The organism is Arthrobacter globiformis, assembly GCF_030815865.1.
Lineage (GTDB): Bacteria > Actinomycetota > Actinomycetes > Actinomycetales > Micrococcaceae > Arthrobacter > Arthrobacter globiformis_B.
In genome coordinates this window covers 221335-239921 of record NZ_JAUSXI010000001.1, presented here as the reverse complement: position 1 = coordinate 239921, position 18587 = coordinate 221335, and the positions used below count along the sequence as shown (strand labels likewise).

Genomic DNA, 18587 nt, shown 5'->3' with positions numbered 1-18587 from the left:
GTTTTTCAGTCGTCGGTGAGGGTCACACCGATGCCGCCGACAAGCGTTGCCGAGATGTTGTACAACACAGCCGACAGCATGGACAGAGCGGTCAGCAGCACCACATTCACGACGGCGATGATCGTCGCGAAGGACGCCACTTGGCCGAGCGACGCGACCTTCTTCAGTTCGAAGCCGCCGCCCTCGGAACCGGCGAGGGTTCCCAGCAGGCTGTCCACCTGGTCGAAGATGCCGGTCAGGTCCAGCACGGTCCACAGCACGATGGCGGCCACGACTGTGACGATGCCGAGGGCGACGGACAGCAGGAACGCCATTTTCAGGACGGACCAGGGGTCAACCTTGCTGACCAGCAGCCGGGCGCGGCGAGCCTTGGCCTTCGGGGCCGGCTTCACCAGTCCGGGTGCGCCCTGCGGGGCCTGCGGCCGCTGTCCTGGGGCTGCCGGGCGCTGAGCCGGCGCGGCCGGCCTCTGGCCCTGTCCTGCGGGTGCCGGGCGCTGTCCCGCACCTGCAGGACGCTGCCCCGGAAGACCCGACGGCGTGGCCGGGCTCTGCTGGGGACGCACTGGGGCATTCACTCGGGGAGCGGACGCCGGCTGACGCATCCCGCCGGGACCATTACTGCTCGGCTTGGGAAATGAGTCGGAATTGCTCACTCGTTACCTCCGGTGTTATCTTCGTTCGCCTCAGCATCGCCGGACGTTCCTTCTGCTTCATCGGCCAGGGCTGAGCCCGCCTCTGCGGATTCCTCGTCTGGGCCGGCATCTTCAGCCAACGTTACGTCATCAGCGGCGATAGCCAAGATTTCTGACGCACTCGGTTCATCTGTGTGGTCGGCTTCGGACTCCCGCTCCGCGCTGGCTTCAACTTCCGCTTCGAGGCCGCGTTCGGTGTTGCGGGCCACCTCGATGATGCGGTCGTTCTTGTCCGGCTTTGCGAAGATGACGCCCATCGTGTCGCGGCCCTTTGCGGGGACGCCGGTCACGGATGAACGGACAACCTTGCCGCCGCCCATGACCACGAGAACCTCGTCTTCCTCCTGGACCACCAGGGCGCCCACCAGATCCCCGCGTTCTTCGGCGAGCTTGGCCACCTTGATGCCGAGGCCGCCGCGGCCCTGCAGGCGGTATTCCTCGACGGCGGTGCGCTTGGCGTAGCCGCCTTCGGTCACCACGAAAACGTAGGAGCCCTCAGCCACCACGTTCATAGCGAGCAGTTCGTCGTCCTCCCGGAACTTCATGCCTGTCACGCCGGAGGTGGCACGGCCCATGGGGCGGAGTGCGTCATCGGTCGCCGTGAAGCGGATGGACTGGCCCTTCCGCGAGACCAGCATGAGGTCGTCCGTCTCGGAGACCAGCTGCGCGGAGACCAGTTCGTCCTCATCCCGGAGGTTGATGGCGATGACACCGGCGGACCGGTTGGTGTCGTAGTCCTCCAGCCGGGTCTTCTTGACCAGGCCGCGCTTGGTGGCGAGCACCAGGTACGGCGCGTGCTGGTAGTCCTTCAGGTCCAGCACCTGGGCGATGTGCTCGTCCGGCTGAAAGGCCAGCAGGTTCGCCACGTGCTGGCCCTTGGTATCGCGGCCGCCCTCGGCAAGTTCGTAGGCCTTGGCCCGGTAGACACGGCCGAAGTTCGTGAAGAAGAGCAGCCAGTGGTGGGTCGTGGTGACGAAGAAGTGTTCCACCACGTCATCGCCGCGCAGCTGGGCACCCTTGATGCCCTTGCCGCCGCGCTGCTGTGAACGGTAGTTGTCGCTCCGCGTGCGCTTGACGTAGCCGCCGCGGGTGATGGTGACCACCACTTCCTCTTCGGGAATGAGGTCTTCCATGGACATGTCGCCGTCGTAGCCCATCAGGATCTGGGTGCGGCGGTCGTCGCCGTGCTTGGCCACGATCTCGGCGAGTTCCTCGCTGATGATCGAGCGCTGGCGTTCCTCGGAGGCGAGAATCGCGTTGAATTCGGTGATCATTGCTTCGAGTTCGGTGTGGCGGTCCTGGATCTTCTGGCGTTCCAGGGCAGCGAGCCGGCGGAGCTGCATGTCGAGGATGGCGCGGGCCTGGACCTCGTCGATGTCCAGCAGCTGCATCAGTCCGTCGCGCGCTGCTTCCGTGGTGCTGGACGCGCGGATCAGGGCGATGACCTCATCCAGCATGTCCAATGCCTTGAGGAGGGCACGCAGGATGTGTGCTTCTTCCTCAGCCTTGCGCAGGCGGTAGCGCGTGCGCCGGGCGATGACATCCAACTGGTGGGTGACCCAGTGGCGGATGAAGGCATCGAGGCTGAGAGTGCGCGGCACCCCGTCCACGATGGCCAGCATGTTCGCGCCGAAGTTTTCCTGCAGCTGGGTGTGCTTGTAGAGGTTGTTCAGCACCACCTTGGCGACGGCGTCGCGCTTCAGCACGATGACCAGGCGCTGACCGGTGCGGCCGGACGTCTCGTCGCGGAGGTCGGCGATGCCCTGGACCTTGCCGTCCTTGACCAGTTCCGCGATCTTGATGGCCAGGTTGTCCGGGTTGGCCTGATAGGGCAGCTCGGTGACGACGAGGCAGGTCCGCCCCTGCAGCTCCTCAACGTTGACCACAGCACGCATGGTGATGGAGCCGCGGCCGGTGCGGTAGGCGTCCTCGATGCCCTTGTGGCCCAGGATGGTGGCGCCAGTGGGGAAATCCGGTCCCTTGATCCGCTTCAGCAGTTCTTCCAGCAGCTGCTCGCGGCTGGCGGTCGGGTTGGCCAGGTACCACTGGACGCCGTCGGCCACCTCGCGGAGGTTGTGCGGCGGGATGTTCGTGGCCATGCCGACGGCGATGCCCGAGGACCCGTTGACCAGCAGGTTGGGGAACCGCGCCGGGAGGATGGTGGGTTCCTGGTTCTTGCCGTCGTAGTTGTCCTGGAAGTCGACGGTCTCCTCGTCGATGTCACGGACCATCTCCATGGCGAGCGGCGCCATCTTCGTTTCCGTGTACCGCGGGGCCGCGGCGCCGTCGTTGCCGGGTGAGCCGAAGTTGCCCTGGCCCAGCGCCAGCGGGTAGCGCATGGTCCAGTCCTGGATCAGGCGCACCAGGGCATCGTAAATCGCCGTGTCGCCGTGGGGGTGGTACTGGCCCATAACCTCGCCCACCACACGGGCACACTTGTTGAAAGCACGGTCCGGGCGGTACCCGCCGTCGAACATCGCGTACAGCACGCGGCGGTGAACGGGCTTCAGGCCGTCCCGCACATCGGGCAGAGCGCGGCCGACGATGACGGCCATGGCGTAGTCGAGGTAGGAGCGCTGCATCTCCGTCTGGAGGTCCACCTGCTCCACGCGGTCGACCAGCACGTCGCCCTCCAGCACCGGCTCCGTGGCGTCCGGAGACTCGGCCGGGACCTCAGGTGTTTCGTCACTCATAGTCTGTATTTTCCGTTTCAGGTATATGTCGGTTCTGAAATATCAGGCGGAGCAGCCGCTAGATATCGAGGAACCTGACGTCCTTGGCGTTCTGCTGGATGAAATTACGGCGGGACTCTACGTCCTCGCCCATCAGCACGGCGAAAATCTGGTCGGCGGCAGCTGCGTCCTCCATGGTCACCTGCAGGAGGGTGCGCCGGTCCGGGTCCATGGTGGTATCCCAGAGTTCGGTGTAGTCCATCTCGCCCAGACCCTTGTAGCGCTGGATGCCGTTTTCCTTCGGAATGCGGCGGCCTGCGGCTTGGCCGGAGACCAGGACGGCGTCGCGCTCACGGTCGCTGTAGACGTAGTCGTGCGGAGCATTCGACCACTTAATCCGATATAGCGGCGGCTGCGCGAGGTAGACGTAGCCGTTCTCGATCAGCGGCCGCATATAGCGGAACAGAAGGGTCATCAGCAGCGTAGTGATGTGCTGGCCGTCAACGTCGGCATCAGCCATCAGCACGATCTTGTGGTAGCGCAGCTTGCTCAGGTCGAAGTCCTCACCGATGCCCGTGCCGAACGCGGTAATCATGGACTGGACCTCGTTGTTGCCCAGCGCCTTGTCCAGGCGTGCCCGTTCCACGTTCAGGATCTTGCCGCGCAGCGGAAGGATGGCCTGTGTTTCGGGGTTGCGCCCGCGCTTGGCCGAACCTCCAGCCGAGTCACCCTCCACGAGATAGACCTCGCACTTCGATGGATCCTTCGAGGAGCAGTCGGAGAGCTTACCCGGCATGCCGAAGGACTCCAGCGGGCTCTTCCGGCGCGCATTGTCGCGGGCTTTGCGCGCAGCCATGCGGGCTTGCGCCGCGGAAATGGCCTTGCGGATCACGTCGCGCGCCGGGCCGGGGTTGCGCTCCAGCCAGTCGCCGAGCTGATCGGTGACCACGCGCTGTACAAAGCCCTTGACCTCGGAGTTGCCCAGCTTGGTTTTGGTCTGGCCCTCGAACTGGGGCTCGGACAGCTTCACGGAGATGACGGCCGTCAGGCCTTCGCGGATGTCGTCGCCGGTGAGGTTTTCTTCTTTTTCCTTGATGATGCTCTTCTCCCGCGCGTAGCGGTTGATAAGTGAAGTCATCGCGGCGCGGAACCCTTCTTCGTGGGTACCGCCTTCATGCGTGTTGATGGTGTTGGCGTACGTGTGCACGCTTTCCGAGTACGCAGTGGTCCACTGCATCGCCATTTCGACGGCGATGTGCCGCTCGCCGTCCTCGGTCTCGAAGGCAATGACGTCCTCGTGGACAACATCCACCTTCTTGCTCGAGTTCAGGTGCTTAACGTAGTCAAGGAGACCGTCGTTGTACTGGTAAACCACCGTGCGGTGCTCGGCGAGGACCTCACCCTCGGTGAGGACGCCGTCCAGGTCCAGGTCTCCGGCTTCGTCCGTGCCGGTTGCTGCCTGGCGCTCATCCGTGAGCGTGATGCGCAGCCCCTTGTTGAGGAAAGCCATCTGCTGGAACCGGGCGCGGAGTGTTTCGAAGTCGAATTCCACGGATTCAAAAATGCCCGAATCCGGGTAGAAGGTCTGGGTGGTTCCGGTCTCGTTGGTCTCCTCGCCCTTGACCAGGGCGCCCTGGGGCTTCCCACCGTCGGCAAAGGCCATCCGCCAGACGTGGCCCTGCCGGCGGACCTCGGTGAGAACGCGGGAGGAGAGGGCATTCACCACGGAGATACCCACACCATGCAGGCCGCCGGACACAGCGTAGCCGCCGCCGCCGAACTTTCCGCCGGCGTGCAGGATGGTCATGACCACCTCAACGGTGGGTTTGCCCTCGGTCGGGTGAATGTCCACCGGGATGCCGCGGCCGTCGTCGGTTACCTTGACGCCGCCGTCCGCCTGCAGAACAATCTCGATGTGCGTGCAGTAACCTGCGAGGGCCTCATCCACCGAGTTGTCCACCACTTCGTACACCAGGTGGTGCAGGCCGCGCAGACCGGTGGAGCCGATGTACATGCCAGGCCGTTTGCGTACGGCCTCGAGGCCCTCAAGAACGGTGATGTCGCTGGCGCCGTACTCCCGCGGTGTGGCGGTCTCAGCCGGGTCACCGGTGGTTGGGGCATCCTCCGTCACGGGCTCCACTGCCTCGATATCTGCATTGTCGTTAGCCACAGGCGCTTTCGACTCCTCTACGTTCGATGATGGCCGGCCTCCGCCGTCCGCCGAAGCAAAGGGCGGCCGCCAAAAGGCACGTCACTGTAGCGCCAGCTACTTGGTCGACCTGCGGAACCGCTCCCGCTCATGGAAAAGCGCGGGAAAACGGACTCAGTCAACGTTTCACCCGCGCCCAGTTATCTAGGGGAATTCTATCGTGAAACGCCGCTGTTTCCCGCATTGGCGGGGCGCGGACCCGGCCCAATGTGCCCCTCGCTGGCCATTGGCTCCGCCTGCAAGGCTCCAGCAGGCCACGTTTTGGGCTCCTATACGGCGGACGGCGGTTTGAGCGCCCTGTACGCCATTTTCGGTTTGTTCACGGAAGGCACAATCGGCGGGAGCTGCACCCGCCGGTTCGCCCAGTGCTGTCCGTTGCCGCCCCGGCTGGTTTGGCCTCCCGGCTACCCGTAGGTGTCCCGCGGTCCGCGGCCGTTGACGGTACGTCCGCCCTTGCGCCAGCTCGGTGCCGCCGGGCCCAGCACCTGGATGCTGGTGACAACGCCGTCGCCGAGTTCGGTGCGGAACTTTTCGAGCAGGCTCATGCTCAGCAGCCGGAGCTGCGTCGCCCAGGCCGTGGAGTCGCATCGGACATGGAGGGTGGTGTCTGTGAAGCTTTCCGGGGTGCAGTGGGCAGCGATTTCCGGGCCCACAAGCGTCGGCCACTCGGCCATGACCGAGCCCACGGCTACCGGCGAGGTCCAGCCGCGCTCGGCGACCAGCCGGCCCACGACTTTTCCCAGCCCCAGGGGATCGCGTCCGGTGGAGTGGAACTGGCTGAAGCCCCGCGTTCCCCCCGGCGCGGTTCGCGGTTTTTGACTGGCGCCGGCCCGCGGCGCCTTCCTGCGGACCTCGCCCCGTGCGGCCGCTGCCTCACGCATCCTGTTCAGCGCCGCCTGGGCGGCATCGATTTCATCGGGATCGCGGCCGGGCTGCAGGCCGCCGTCCTTATCCCTGTTCATCGATTCCTCCCGGGATTACCTTCACCCGCCGGCCCGCAAGCTCGTCTGGAATATCGGCGTCGACGGCGGCGGTCACCAGCACCTGCTCGGCGCCGGCAACTATTGCGGCCAGTTTACGCCGCCGCTGGACATCAAGTTCGGCGAAGACGTCGTCCAGGATGAGGATCGGCGCCGAGCCCCCGGTGCGGGCGTCGTCGAGCATGACGTAGTAGGACGCCAGCCGCAGGGAAAGGCACATGGACCATGTTTCACCGTGTGAGGCGTAACCCTTGGCGGGGGCCTGCCCGAGCACGAGTTCCAGCTCGTCCCGGTGCGGACCCACCAGTGAGATGCCCCGTTCGCGTTCTTTGCGGCGGGAGGCCGCGAAGGCCTGCACGTAGCGTTCCTCAAGCTCATCCACGGACAGCATGCGCAGGTCCTCGGCCGGGTTTCCCGGCCCGGGTGGTGCCGTCGAAGCGCTGGCCGGTTCGCCGTCGTCGTCCATCATGGTCTGGAGTGTCGAGCGGTAGACCGCATCCGCGGCCTTGGAACCGTCGGTGAGCTGGGCGTAGGCGCTGTTAAGGTGGGGCCGGAGCCGCTCGACGAGTTCCAGCCTGGCGTGGAGCAGTTCCGCCCCGGCGCGTGCCATGTGCTGGTCCCAGACATCGAGGGTGGCTTCGTGGCCGGCTGTGAATTTTCCGGCCCGTGCCGACTTCAGCAGTGCGTTGCGCTGTTTGAGCACGCGGTCGTAATCGCTGCGGGTGGCGGCGTGCCGTGGGATCAGGCTCACGAGGAGCTCGTCGAGGAAGCGGCGCCGGTTCGACGGGTCGCCCTTCACGAGCGCCAGGTCCTCCGGAGCGAACAGGACGGTCTGGCAGATGCCCAGCAGGTCGCGCGCACGGACGGGGTTGCTGCGGTTGATGCGTCCCCGGTTGGCCCGACCGCCGTTGATTTCCAGCTCAAGGACGGTGGACTGTTCCCCCCGTACCAGCTTGGCTCGGATCAGGGCGCGGTCGGTTCCGAAACGGAGTAAGGGGCCGTCGGCACTGACCCGGTGCGAACTGAGGGTGGCCAGGTAGCCGATGGCCTCCATCAGGTTGGTCTTGCCGATTCCGTTGGAGCCGACAAGGACCGTGACGCCCGGGTCAAACCGTAGATCCACTTGGGCGTAACTGCGGAAATCGGTCAGGGACAGGTGTTCTAGGTACACGCGATCTTCAAATTCTCGGGAACCGTCGGTCCGGAAGCCGAACGGATCCCGGACACGGAGTTACTTGGCCGGACGGGTGGCATGCCCGCCGAACTGGTGGCGCAGCGCGGACACCATCTTCATGGCCGGCGAGTTGTCCTCGCGCGAGGCGAAGCGGGCAAACAGCGCGGCGGTAATGGCGGGGGCCGGAACCGCATTGGCAATGGCCTCTTCCACGGTCCAACGGCCCTCACCGGAGTCCTCGACGTAGTCGTCGATGGAGGTGAGTCCGGGATCCTCGTCCAGCGCCTTCACCATGAGGTCCAGCAGCCAGGACCGGACCACCGTTCCCTTTTGCCACGCGCGGAACGTTCCGGGTAGATCAGTGACGATGTCCTTGGCCGCGAGGAGTTCATAGCCTTCGGCGTAGGCCTGCATCAGGCCGTATTCGATGCCGTTGTGCACCATCTTCGCGTAGTGGCCCGCGCCGACGCCGCCCACATGGACAAAGCTGTCCGCGCGGTCGCCTTCCGGGCGGAGCGCGTCAAAGACGGGAAGGGCACGTTCGATGTCCTCGGCGTCGCCGCCCACCATAAGCCCGTAACCGTTCTGCAGGCCCCAGACTCCGCCGGAGACGCCGCAGTCGGCGAAGCGGATTCCCTTTTCGGCCAGGGCCGCGGCGTGCTTCTGGTCCTCGGTGAAGCGGGAGTTGCCGCCGTCGATCACCATGTCGCCGGGCTGCAGCTTCGCACCGAGCTCGGTGATGACAGCATCCGTGATTTCACCGGCCGGAACCATGACCCAGATCAGGCGCGGCGCAGGAAGTGCGGCGATGAGCTCGTCCGTGGAGGCCACATCGGTAACCTCGGGGTTGCGGTCGAAGCCAGTGACATCGATCCCGCCTTTGCGCAGCCGTTCGCGCATGTTGAAACCCATTTTTCCAAGGCCGATCAGTCCGATATGCACCGTGTGAACTCTTTTCTGCGCGGATGGGTAGGGGTTCAGGATCACCCAACTAGGTAGCAGCTCGGGGCGTTCTGAGGGCGCAGAAGCCGCTCAGCTGCTACCTAGTTGGGCAGACGGCTAGTTGGGCAGGCGCACCGGCATCACGAGGTAGCGGTAGTCGTCCTGGTCCTCACCGTCGATGTCGTTCTGCGCGGTGATCATGGCAGGCTTCGGCGCCGTGGTGAAGGAAAAGCGCACAAACTTGGTTTCGATCACGCTGAGGCCTTCAACCAGGTAGTGCGGGTTGAACGCCACCGTGATGTCCTCGCCGGACAGCTGTGCTTCAAGCTCTTCGGATGCCTGCGCGTCCTCGCCGGTGCCGGCGTCGAGGTGCAGTTGGCCCTGCGTAAACGCGAGCCGGACCGGAGTGTTGCGTTCCGCGACGAGGGAGACGCGGCGGACGGCCTCCACAAGCTCCTGTGTCTGCACGGTGGCGTGAATCGGCGTGGAATCAGGGAACAGCGAGCGGATTTTGGGGTAATCGCCGTCGACCAGCAGGGACGTGGTGGTGCGCCCGCCGCTTTCAAAACCGATTAGCCGGCTGTCGTCCTCGGCGATGGCCAGGTTGATGTCACCGCTGCCACCCAAAGTCTTGGCAACCTCGTTCAGGGTCTTGGCCTTGACCAAGGCGCTGGTGGAGATGCCAGGTGTGACGGGTTTCCAGGGAACCTCGCGCATGGCGAGCCGGTAGCGGTCCGTGGCCAAAAGAGTGATGAGGTCGTCCTCGATCTCCATCCGCACGCCGGTGAGGATGGGAAGAGTGTCGTCCTTGCTGGCCGCGATGATCACCTGGGACACAGCCTGGGCGAAGGCGTCACCGGCAACAGTGCCGGTGATGGTGGGTAGCGCAGGCAGTGGCGGGTATTCGGCCTCGGGCATGGTGGCCAGATGGAAGCTGCTTCGCCGGCAGGTAAGTGTGACTTTGTTGCCGTCGGTTTCGATGTCTACCGGTGCCGACGGAAGGCTGCGGCAGATGTCCGCGAGTAGGCGCCCGGAAACCAGGATGGTGCCTTCGTCCCTGATGTCGGCAGGAATCTCAAGCCTGGCTGAGGTCTCATAATCGAAGCTCGACAGGCTGACGGTCCCGGATTCAGCCTTGAGCAGGAGGCCGGAGAGCACGGGTACTGGCGGCCGCGGAGACAACGACCGGGCTGTCCATGTGACGGCTTCTGCCAGGACGTCCCGTTCGACTCTGAACTTCACGGAAGGGTGCCGCCTTTCATTGCTGCTGCCATTTTCTGAACGGGAACTCGCAAGGAGCCCACAAGACCATTGCCCCCAAAGTCCCCGAACCTGCATGGTCCGCGCATGGCCGACCGCAGACAGACCCAGGGATGGGAGCGCTGCAGACAGCTTAGCCGGAATAACAGGGATTTCCCCATCCCTGCCAGTGATGCCGGCTCAGCCGGCTGCCAGTGGCCGATGCCTTGCCCGATGCGGTGGAGGTCCCGGAACGAGATTGTTATTTGAGGGATTTCAATTTTTTGGGATTAGTAGTGTTAATAACTGCTGTGGAAACTGTGGATAACCCGGTTTCGCGGTGCGGATCCGCGGTTAAGCCCTGTTCATGGACTGTGGGTTCAGCACGTTTTAAACAGGGTGTGGATGGGGACAACATTTTTCGCCTGTTGCGGTGATCCACAGGCGCCTTAAGGGTTTTAAGCCCATTAACCGTGGTTGTCCCCTTAACTGTCCACAGGGTTATCCACACGCCCCTGTTAATAAGGTTAAGAACCTCGGATCAGGAGTCGCGCTGCTGCTGCTTGATCCGGTTGGTGAGCTCGGTGACCTGGTTGTAAATCACACGCCGCTCGGCCATGAGTTCACGGATTTTGCGGTCTGCGTGGATCACGGTGGTGTGGTCCCGGCCGCCGAGCTCTTGGCCGATCTTGGGCAGCGACATGTCAGTCAGCTCGCGGCACAGGTACATGGCGATCTGGCGTGCGGTCACCAGGGTCCGGGTCCGCGACTTGCTGCAGAGCTCCTCCATGCTGAGCTTGAAGTAGTCAGCCGTCTGCTGCAGGATCTGGCCCGACGTGATTTCCTGGGCGCCGTCGTCGGTGATGAGGTCCTTGAGCACCATCTCCGCGAGAGCCACGTCCACCGGCTGGCGGTTGAGGCTGGCGAATGCCGTCACACGGATGAGGGCTCCTTCGAGTTCGCGGATGTTGCTGGCGATCTTCGAAGCGATGTACTCCAGGGCGTCGTCCGGGGCGGAAAGGCCTTCGCTGAGGGCCTTCTTCCGGAGGATGGCGATGCGGGTTTCCAGTTCGGGCGGCTGGATGTCCGTCAGCAAGCCCCACTCGAAGCGGGACTTCATCCGGTCCTCGAAGCCTGCAAGCAGCTTGGGTGGCTGGTCCGAGGTGATGACCACCTGCTTGTTGTTGTTGTGCAGCGAGTTGAACGTGTGGAAGAACTCCTCCAGCGTCCGGTCCTTGCCGGCCAGGAACTGGATGTCGTCGATCAACAGGACGTCGACATTGCGGTACGTCGTCTTGAAGCTGGCGCCTTCGTCGTCACGGATCGAGTTGATGAAGTCGTTGGTGAATTCCTCGGAGTTGACGTACCGGACGCGGATGCCGCTGTAGAGGCGCCGGGCGTAGTGGCCGATGGCATGCAGCAGGTGGGTCTTGCCCAGGCCCGAGTCGCCGTAGATGAACAGCGGGTTGTATGCCTTGGCCGGGGCTTCGGCCACGGCGACGGCCGCAGCATGGGCAAACCTGTTGGAGGAACCGATGACGAAGGTGTCGAAAACGTACTTGGGGTTGAGCCGGCCGAACTCGTGTGAAGTGCTCGGCAGCATGGGCTGCGGCTTCTGCTCCACCGAGGGATCGTTTGCGAGGGAAAGCTCGACGGCGGGTTCGGGCTCCTTGTGGATGGGCACCAGATCGGTGTCGACATCGATCGCGCAGCGGATGTCGTCAGAGAAGACGTTGCGGAGCGCGTCATCGAGGGCGTCCTTGACCTGGGTCTGGAGCACTTCCCTGGTCAGCTCGTTGGGCACGGCAACGAGAAGAGTGGAACCGATGAGGCCCTGGGCCTGCGCGAGGATGACAAAGCCGCGTTGCCGGGGCGAGACGCGGTCGTCCTGTTCGAGAAGATTCACCACGCGCCGCCAGGAACTTCCGACAGTGTTGGCGTGGTTGGCTTCGTCTACTGTCATCAAATTTGGTTCCTCAAAGCTTGCTGTCTGCATTACATGCAGCCGCAAGCCCGAAGCCAGGGTGCTGGCCCGGCTTAATCCACAGGGTTATGCACAGTCCGTGGATAATCGGCTACTGGGACACTCTAGGGGATGAAAAGCCTAGAAGATAGCTGGGAAGTGCCTTGTGGATAATTACACCGTTGTGGTTCGAAAATGGCGATTGTGGGCTGCTTCATCCACAGGTTCGGCACACTGTTAGCCACAGCTGGGGAAACACGCTGGATGGCCCGCTGGTTTGACTCTCGGCGGCGCTTTGACCTAACGTTGTGGAGTCCTTTGTGCCTGCTTTCTGACCCCATTTTGGACTTCCGGACGCTTCGCGTGTTGCGGGAAATCCAGGGGAAGCAGACACATACAAAACTTAGCGTCGGCCAGTTCTTCCCCTTACTGATCGGGTGGGCGCACCTTTGATCCACTGGAGTAACTAACGTGAGCAAGCGGACTTTTCAGCCGAATAACCGCCGTCGGGCCAAGAAGCACGGCTTCCGCCTTCGTATGCGCACCCGTGCCGGCCGTGCCATTCTGGCCGCCCGCCGTGGCAAGGGCCGCACCGAACTGTCGGCCTAAATACTGACTTGTCGGTCTTCTTCCTTCTGCGAGATTAGCGGTGCTTGCCACCAGGAACCGCCTGAGGACTTCAACCGATTTTTCAACAACTGTACGTTCCGGCGTCCGCAATGGACGCCGGAACGTAGTGTTATATACGGCAACTATTGGAGCCGACGAACCAAGCCGCATCGGCTTCATCGTTTCCAAGGCTGTCGGGAACGCTGTTGCCAGGAACCTCGTTAAGAGGAGACTTAGAGAAGCCGGCGCTGTCTCGCTGCACGAGTACGGCACCGGTTTCGCTATTGTGGTGCGTGCTTTGCCCGCCTCCGCAACAGCCAGCTGGGATGAACTCCTGGCGGATTACAACGCTGCCTTGGCTAACACCATGAGGCGGCTGGCTGGCCGCCACCCGGGGGTGACCGGAACGAGGCCGGCCGGAACGCGACCGGACGGAACAACACAGGAGGGGACACAGCGTGCTTGACCCGAGTGCCGCCGTCGTCCGTTCCCCCAAGTCCGCAGTAGCGGCTGCGGGCAGCTTCATCTGGAACCTGCCCCGCAATATCCTCATTCTTCTGCTCCTGGCCTACCGCAAGGTGATTTCTCCCTTGTACGGCCAGGTTTGCCGCTTTTTTCCCTCCTGCTCGGCTTATGCGCTCGAAGCAGTCACCGTCCACGGTGCCGTCAAGGGCAGTTGGCTCGGGGCCAGGCGTCTGGCACGCTGCCACCCGTGGAACGCCGGTGGCGTGGACCATGTCCCCGCCGGCCACCGGGAATGGCCTGAAAACCAGACCCCCACAATTGTTGTGCTGAATAACCCGGACAAGTACCTGGCTGCTCAGACTGATGAAGAAGGCCGCGCTGCGGCCTGACGAATAGGGATATCGTATGGACTTCTTTGAAACAATCATGTTTCCGTTCAAGTGGCTTGTGTCCATCATCATGGTGGGGCTTCCACGAGGGCCTGACTGCTATCGGGCTGCCTGCGGCCTCCGGCTGGACCTGGACACTGTCCATCATCGGGCTGGTGCTGGTGATCCGTGCCGCACTGATTCCCGTGTTCGTGAAGCAGATCAAGGCTCAGCGCGGCATGCAGCTGCTGCAGCCGGACCTGAAGAAGCTGCAGGAAAAGTACAAGGGCAAGACCGACCAGCTCTCCCGCCAGGCCATGGCGCAGGAGCAGATGGCCATGTACAAGAAGCACGGCACCAACCCGTTCTCGGCCTGCCTCCCCATGCTGATCCAGATGCCGTTCTTCTTCGCGCTGTTCCAGGTGCTGTCCGGCGTCGCGAACGCCAGCTCCAGCGGCCAGGGCATTGGCGCCATGAGCGCGAACCAGGTCCAGCAGTTCGACAAGTCCAGCATCTTCGGCGCTCCGCTGTCCGCGACCCTGCTCCACGGCACGCCCCCGGGCGGCAACGAGGTCGCTGTGTGGATCCTCTCGATCATCATGATCCTGGCCATGACGGCCTCGCAGTTCATCACGCAGAAGCAGATCATGGCTAAGAACATGTCCGAAGAGGCCATGGCCAGCCCGTTCATGCGCCAGCAGAAAATGATGCTCTACATCCTGCCGATCGTGTTCGGTGTGGGCGGCATCAACTTCCCCATCGGTGTCCTCATCTACTGGACCACCACCAACCTGTGGACGATGGGCCAGCAGTTCTTTGTCATCCGCCGCATGCCGACGCCGGGATCCCCGGCCGCCAAGGCTCTCGCCGAGCGCCGTGCCGCCAAGGGCCTTCCGGCCCTTCCCATCCTGGGCGGCAAGAAGGCCGACGCCGAGGGTGAAGCAGCTGCCGCCGCCGCGGTTGCGCAGGCCCGGGCGCAGCGCATTCAGCCACAACGTAAGAACAGGAAGAAGAAGTAATGTCTGTTGAGAGCTCTGAACACGCACTTTCCGCTGAATCCGGCGAAGACCAGGACTCCGTTGCCTCTACCGTAAACGCGGGCAAGGGCACGACGGCAAGCCGCCTGGAAGAAGAGGGTGATGTAGCCGCCGACTACCTTGAAGAACTGCTCGACATCGCCGACATCGACGGCGACATTGACATCGAGGTCCGCAACGGACGCACCTACATCTCGATCGTGGCCGAGGAAGAGTCCGCCGGGCTGGAAAGCCTCGTTGGTCAGGACGGCGAGGTCCTGGAAGCCCTTCAGGAACTGACCCGTCTGTCCGTTCTTTCTGCGACGGAAAACCGCTCACGCCTGGTGCTTGACATCAACGGCTACCGGAAGGAACGCGCGGGTCACCTGCAGAAGATTGCTGAGGACGCCGTTGCCAGCGTCAAGGAGACAGGCGAGTCCGTAGCGCTGGAGCCCATGAGCGCCTACGAGCGGAAGATCGTCCACGACGCCGTCGCCGACCTTGGATTCATCAGCGAGTCCGAGGGCGAGGGTGCAGGCCGGCACATCGTCGTTTCCGCCGACTGAATCGTTGGCTGACTTACTGATGGTTGAAATTACGGCAGCCGAGCGCCAGGCGGCGGAGAAAATCTTTGGCGACCGCTTCGGCTTGGCTGAACGGTATGTCGAACATCTGGCGACGTCAGGCACCGAGCGCGGTCTTATCGGACCGCGGGAAATCCCGCGGCTCTGGGGACGGCACGTCCTGAACTGCGCAGTGATCGAGAGTGAAATTCCCCGGGGCAGCCACGTGGCCGACGTCGGGAGTGGCGCTGGACTCCCGGGCCTTTGCCTGGCTATCGCCCGCCCTGACCTCGAACTGACCCTCATCGAACCCCTGGAGCGCCGGGTGATCTGGCTTCAGGAAGTGGTAGACGACCTCGGCTTGAGTAATGTCACCGTCATGCGCACGCGTGCCGAACTGGCCGTTGGGATGGTGACGGCCGACGTCGTGACCGCCCGGGCAGTGTCCGCACTGAGCAATCTTGCAGGCCTCACCATTCCGCTGCTCGGCGGCGAGGGTGAAGTCGTGGCCATAAAGGGTCGCAGCGCCGCCGATGAGATCGACAAGGCGGCTAAGGCCATCCGTAAGCTTGGTGGCGTGGAGACGTCTGTGGTCACTGTAGGCCAAGACCTGCTCGAGGAGCCCACCACGGTGGTGCGCATCGTAGTTAAGAAGACCCAAAAGAGGGCCTAGCCCCGCAAGGTGCCGCGGGTCCTTAGGGTGTAGCGGTTAGGCTAGAGAACGGCAGTGAAAGCCGAACGAGAGTGAGTGTGTCCCAGTGACCAGTAGCGAAACCTCCACGCAGCGGATTCCCCCGTTCGTGTCTCTGGGGTCGGCGCGTGCCTTTGGCGTATCACCGGTCGCTACGACAGTAAATCAGTCCAATCCGGTTGCAGGCACGAGCGCGGCCAAGGTTTCACGTGAAACTGCAGCCCGGGGCAACGTCTTGGACACGCTGGATGATTCGAGCCCCATCGCCCGGGAACTCGCCCACGAGAACAGGAGGCGGGAACGCCTCCTCGGCCGCAACCTGCCGAAGCCGGAAAAGACACGGATCTTCACGGTTTCAAACCAAAAGGGTGGAGTGGGAAAGACCACAACCACTGTCAACATCGCTGCAGCGCTGGCGGCTGCGGGCTTGAACGTCCTGGTCATCGACATCGACCCGCAGGGCAACGCGTCCACGGCACTGGGCATTGAGCACCATGCCGACGTCGACAGCATCTACGATGTCCTGATCAATGATCTGCCCCTCGAAGACGTAGTCGCACAGTGCCCGGACATCAGCAACCTCATCTGCGCCCCGGCCACTATCCACTTGGCCGGCGCCGAGATCGAACTCGTTTCCCTCGTGGCACGGGAGCAGCGCCTCCGCCGCGCCATCGACGTCTATGCCAAGTCCCGGCAAAAGAAGGGCGAGCAGCGGCTCGACTACATCTTCATCGACTGCCCGCCCAGCCTGGGCCTGCTGACGGTCAATGCCTTCTGTGCGGCCGGCGAGGTGCTCATCCCCATCCAGTGCGAATACTACGCGCTCGAGGGACTGAGCCAGCTGCTGAAGAACATCGAGATGATCCAGAAGCACCTGAATGCAGAACTGGAAGTTTCCACGATTCTCCTCACCATGTACGACGGGCGCACCAACCTGGCCGCCCAAGTGGCAGCTGAAGTCAGGCAGCACTTTCCGGAGCAGGTCCTTGGCGCCGTCGTTCCGCGCTCTGTGCGGATCTCCGAAGCGCCGAGTTACCAGCAGACCGTCATGACCTACGATCCATCCTCCAGCGGCGCGTTGTCCTACCTGGAAGCCGCAGCGGAAATCGCTGAGCGTTAGAATTTTTCAAACACAGCAACAGCCGGAGCCCGGCATAGCCGGGCTCTTCCGATGGAGGGAATCATCCATGAGCGATAAGCGACGCGGGCTCGGTCGCGGTCTTGGCGCACTCATTCCAAGTTCCGCGTCCGCAAGCGCTTCGGGTAACGGAGCAGCTCCGTCGCGCCCTGTGGATCTCTTCTTCCCGGAGGCGCGCAAGACGGCTGAAACCGTCCCCGCCGTTGAGCCGGACAAGTCTGACCTCGACGAAACGCCTGCACGCCGCTCCGGTCCGAAGGCCTCGGCAGACTCTTCGGCTGAAGCGGATACTGCCGCCAGCACCGAGGGTGCTTCGGAAGCCGGCACGGGTTCCGCCAAAAGTGCTGGGAAGTCCGAAGCCGATCGCCAGGACACGTCCGTGGCGGATGAGTCGAAGAACGGTTCCGCTTCTGCCCAGGCTGCCGCTGGCGGGGGCAAGGCAGAATCCGCTACTGTCGCGGACAACGGCGTTGACCTCCTTGAGGTTCCAGGCGTGCGTTTTGCCGAGATTCCTGTCACGGACATCCATCCAAACCGCAAACAGCCCCGTTCCGTCTTCGATGAGGACGACATGGCGGAGCTCGTTCATTCAGTTCGTGAAATAGGCGTCCTCCAGCCAATTGTGGTGCGTACTTCAACCGAAAAGGGTGGAGAACCGTACGAGCTGGTGATGGGTGAACGTCGGTGGCGTGCCGTACAGGCTGCCGGTCTCTCCACGATCCCCGCGATTGTCCGGGACACGACGGATGATGACCTGCTCCGTGACGCACTGCTGGAGAACCTGCACCGCAGCCAGCTCAATCCGCTCGAAGAAGCTGCCGCGTACCAGCAGCTGCTCGAAGACTTTGGCACGACACACGAGCAGCTGGCTGACCGTATCGGTCGGTCACGCCCTCAGGTCTCCAACACCCTGCGGCTCCTGAAGCTTCCGCCGCTGGTTCAGCGTCGTGTCGCAGCTAATGTGCTCTCAGCCGGCCACGCAAGGGCTCTCCTCTCGCTTCCCGACGCAGCGTCCATGGAACGCCTTGCGCAGAAGATTGTGGCTGAGGGCATGTCGGTCCGCGCCACCGAGGAAGCAGTCACGCTGCACCGTGAACCCGCGACGCCAGCCAAGAACAACATCCCTCGCCCGGGCGCACGTCACGAGCGGCTGGATTACTTGGCCTCCTCGCTCTCGGACAGGCTCGACACCAACGTGAAGATCTCGCTCGGCGCTCGTAAGGGACGTGTGAGTATCGAGTTTGCGAGCGTTGAGGACCTGAACCGCATCATGGATGTCCTCGCGCCGGGTGCCGAAAGCTAAAGAATCAGTCAACGATCAGGGCCCGTTCTCATGAACGGGCCCTTTTCTGTTCCTGCGCGCGATGGATGCCGACAGTCGTTTACGGCTTCGAAGTGGGTCATGCAGTTGCTGTGATGAGTGCACAGTAAGGATCGCTGGTAAGCACGGCGCGGGCGCTACTGAGGACGCTGCAAGCCGTACTTGATTGGATACTTTTGACTCCGTATGGCCCTTCGCTCCATCCTGGGAAATCTTGAGCAGCTTAGGTGAGTTTTGTCCTTGGGCAGCAACACGGACTGAAGTAGCGAAGTCTTTCCTGGCAGCTGACCCCAGGGTCTCCCCTAGCCGGTGGACCGACGCGGGCCATGCCAGGGCAACTGAAGCTGGTTCGACAGTCAGCGGCCCTTCCCGGCAGCGACGGACGTTTTTGATGCCTCACGTATGTAGACCTGCAGCGCGTAAGTAGACGTGCAGATCGCGTGCGCCCCCGACCCGCCATGGCTGAGCCCAAGCTCGGGACCATCACGGCCGCGATCGGACCAGCGTCGCCTCGAGATCTTGGACTGTTTCACGTGAAACCGGCA

15 protein-coding genes and 1 pseudogene are annotated in these 18587 nt (G+C 63.2%); 8 read left to right on the top strand and 8 right to left on the bottom strand.

The features are described from left to right. Positions 1–5: 5 nt before the first annotated feature. From QFZ33_RS01120 to dnaA, 8 genes are all read right to left on the bottom strand, one after another. A complete protein-coding gene (locus QFZ33_RS01120) occupies positions 6–653 on the bottom strand; it encodes a DUF3566 domain-containing protein (RefSeq protein WP_307024074.1) in 648 nt (215 codons plus the stop codon). Further along, the gene (gene gyrA / locus QFZ33_RS01115; protein WP_307024072.1) at positions 650–3385 is read right to left on the bottom strand and encodes a DNA gyrase subunit A; all 2736 of its coding nucleotides are present in this window, start codon (positions 3383–3385) and stop codon (positions 650–652) included. Before gyrA ends, QFZ33_RS01120 begins: the two co-directional genes overlap by 4 nt. A 58-nt stretch (positions 3386–3443) precedes the next feature. After that, positions 3444–5534 carry a DNA topoisomerase (ATP-hydrolyzing) subunit B gene (gyrB, locus tag QFZ33_RS01110; protein WP_307024070.1) on the bottom strand — a complete coding sequence of 697 codons (2091 nt, stop codon included), beginning with the start codon at positions 5532–5534 and terminating at the stop codon, positions 3444–3446. Between the two features lie 443 nt (positions 5535–5977). Beyond that, entirely contained in the window at positions 5978–6535 is a 558-nt protein-coding gene (locus QFZ33_RS01105) for a DUF721 domain-containing protein (protein ID WP_307024068.1), read from the bottom strand. Then, positions 6522–7724, bottom strand: coding sequence for a DNA replication/repair protein RecF (recF, locus tag QFZ33_RS01100; RefSeq protein ID WP_307024066.1), 1203 nt, complete (start codon positions 7722–7724; stop codon positions 6522–6524). The genes QFZ33_RS01105 and recF overlap by 14 nt, the downstream gene beginning before the upstream one ends. Before the next feature lie 60 nt (positions 7725–7784). Beyond that, a complete protein-coding gene (gnd, locus tag QFZ33_RS01095; RefSeq protein WP_373427323.1) occupies positions 7785–8708 on the bottom strand; it encodes a phosphogluconate dehydrogenase (NAD(+)-dependent, decarboxylating) in 924 nt (307 codons plus the stop codon). 78 nt (positions 8709–8786) lie between these two features. Next, positions 8787–9911: a DNA polymerase III subunit beta gene (gene dnaN / locus QFZ33_RS01090; RefSeq protein WP_190606294.1), complete on the bottom strand. Its 1125-nt coding sequence runs from the start codon at positions 9909–9911 to the stop codon at positions 8787–8789. Positions 9912–10449: 538 nt separating this feature from the next. Next, the gene (gene dnaA / locus QFZ33_RS01085; RefSeq protein ID WP_307024061.1) at positions 10450–11871 is read right to left on the bottom strand and encodes a chromosomal replication initiator protein DnaA; all 1422 of its coding nucleotides are present in this window, start codon (positions 11869–11871) and stop codon (positions 10450–10452) included. Positions 11872–12342: 471 nt separating this feature from the next. On the opposite strand from dnaA, the gene rpmH reads away from it, so the two are divergent. The 8 genes and pseudogenes from rpmH to QFZ33_RS01045 all read left to right on the top strand — a co-directional run bounded on the left by rpmH (position 12343) and on the right by QFZ33_RS01045 (position 18024). Then, the gene (rpmH, locus tag QFZ33_RS01080) at positions 12343–12480 is read left to right on the top strand and encodes a 50S ribosomal protein L34 (protein ID WP_003800212.1); all 138 of its coding nucleotides are present in this window, start codon (positions 12343–12345) and stop codon (positions 12478–12480) included. A 40-nt stretch (positions 12481–12520) separates the two neighbouring features. Beyond that, positions 12521–12946 (top strand): ribonuclease P protein component, encoded by a 426-nt coding sequence (gene rnpA / locus QFZ33_RS01075; protein WP_214849453.1) that lies wholly within the window; start codon positions 12521–12523, stop codon positions 12944–12946. After that, positions 12939–13334, top strand: coding sequence for a membrane protein insertion efficiency factor YidD (yidD, locus tag QFZ33_RS01070; protein WP_307024060.1), 396 nt, complete (start codon positions 12939–12941; stop codon positions 13332–13334). The genes rnpA and yidD overlap by 8 nt, the downstream gene beginning before the upstream one ends. 16 nt (positions 13335–13350) lie before the next feature. Beyond that, positions 13351–14332: pseudogene (gene yidC / locus QFZ33_RS01065) on the top strand (membrane protein insertase YidC). After that, positions 14332–14895 carry a Jag family protein gene (locus QFZ33_RS01060; protein WP_307024059.1) on the top strand — a complete coding sequence of 188 codons (564 nt, stop codon included), beginning with the start codon at positions 14332–14334 and terminating at the stop codon, positions 14893–14895. Before yidC ends, QFZ33_RS01060 begins: the two are co-directional and overlap by 1 nt. A 19-nt stretch (positions 14896–14914) precedes the next feature. Next, a complete protein-coding gene (gene rsmG / locus QFZ33_RS01055; protein WP_307024056.1) occupies positions 14915–15565 on the top strand; it encodes a 16S rRNA (guanine(527)-N(7))-methyltransferase RsmG in 651 nt (216 codons plus the stop codon). 85 nt (positions 15566–15650) lie between these two features. Next, the gene (locus QFZ33_RS01050) at positions 15651–16703 is read left to right on the top strand and encodes a ParA family protein (protein WP_307024054.1); all 1053 of its coding nucleotides are present in this window, start codon (positions 15651–15653) and stop codon (positions 16701–16703) included. Positions 16704–16770: 67 nt separating this feature from the next. Further along, entirely contained in the window at positions 16771–18024 is a 1254-nt protein-coding gene (locus QFZ33_RS01045; RefSeq protein ID WP_307024053.1) for a ParB/RepB/Spo0J family partition protein, read from the top strand. Positions 18025–18587 lie beyond the last annotated feature (563 nt).

Coding starts and splice junctions, on each gene's coding strand:
- QFZ33_RS01105 (WP_307024068.1), bottom strand. CDS start 6,535: ATGAACAGGGATAAGGACGGCGGCCTGCAGCCCGGCCGCGATCCCGAT.
- rsmG (WP_307024056.1), top strand. CDS start 14,915: ATGGTTGAAATTACGGCAGCCGAGCGCCAGGCGGCGGAGAAAATCTTT.
- dnaA (WP_307024061.1), bottom strand. CDS start 11,871: ATGACAGTAGACGAAGCCAACCACGCCAACACTGTCGGAAGTTCCTGG.
- gyrA (WP_307024072.1), bottom strand. CDS start 3,385: ATGAGTGACGAAACACCTGAGGTCCCGGCCGAGTCTCCGGACGCCACG.
- QFZ33_RS01060 (WP_307024059.1), top strand. CDS start 14,332: ATGTCTGTTGAGAGCTCTGAACACGCACTTTCCGCTGAATCCGGCGAA.
- QFZ33_RS01045 (WP_307024053.1), top strand. CDS start 16,771: ATGAGCGATAAGCGACGCGGGCTCGGTCGCGGTCTTGGCGCACTCATT.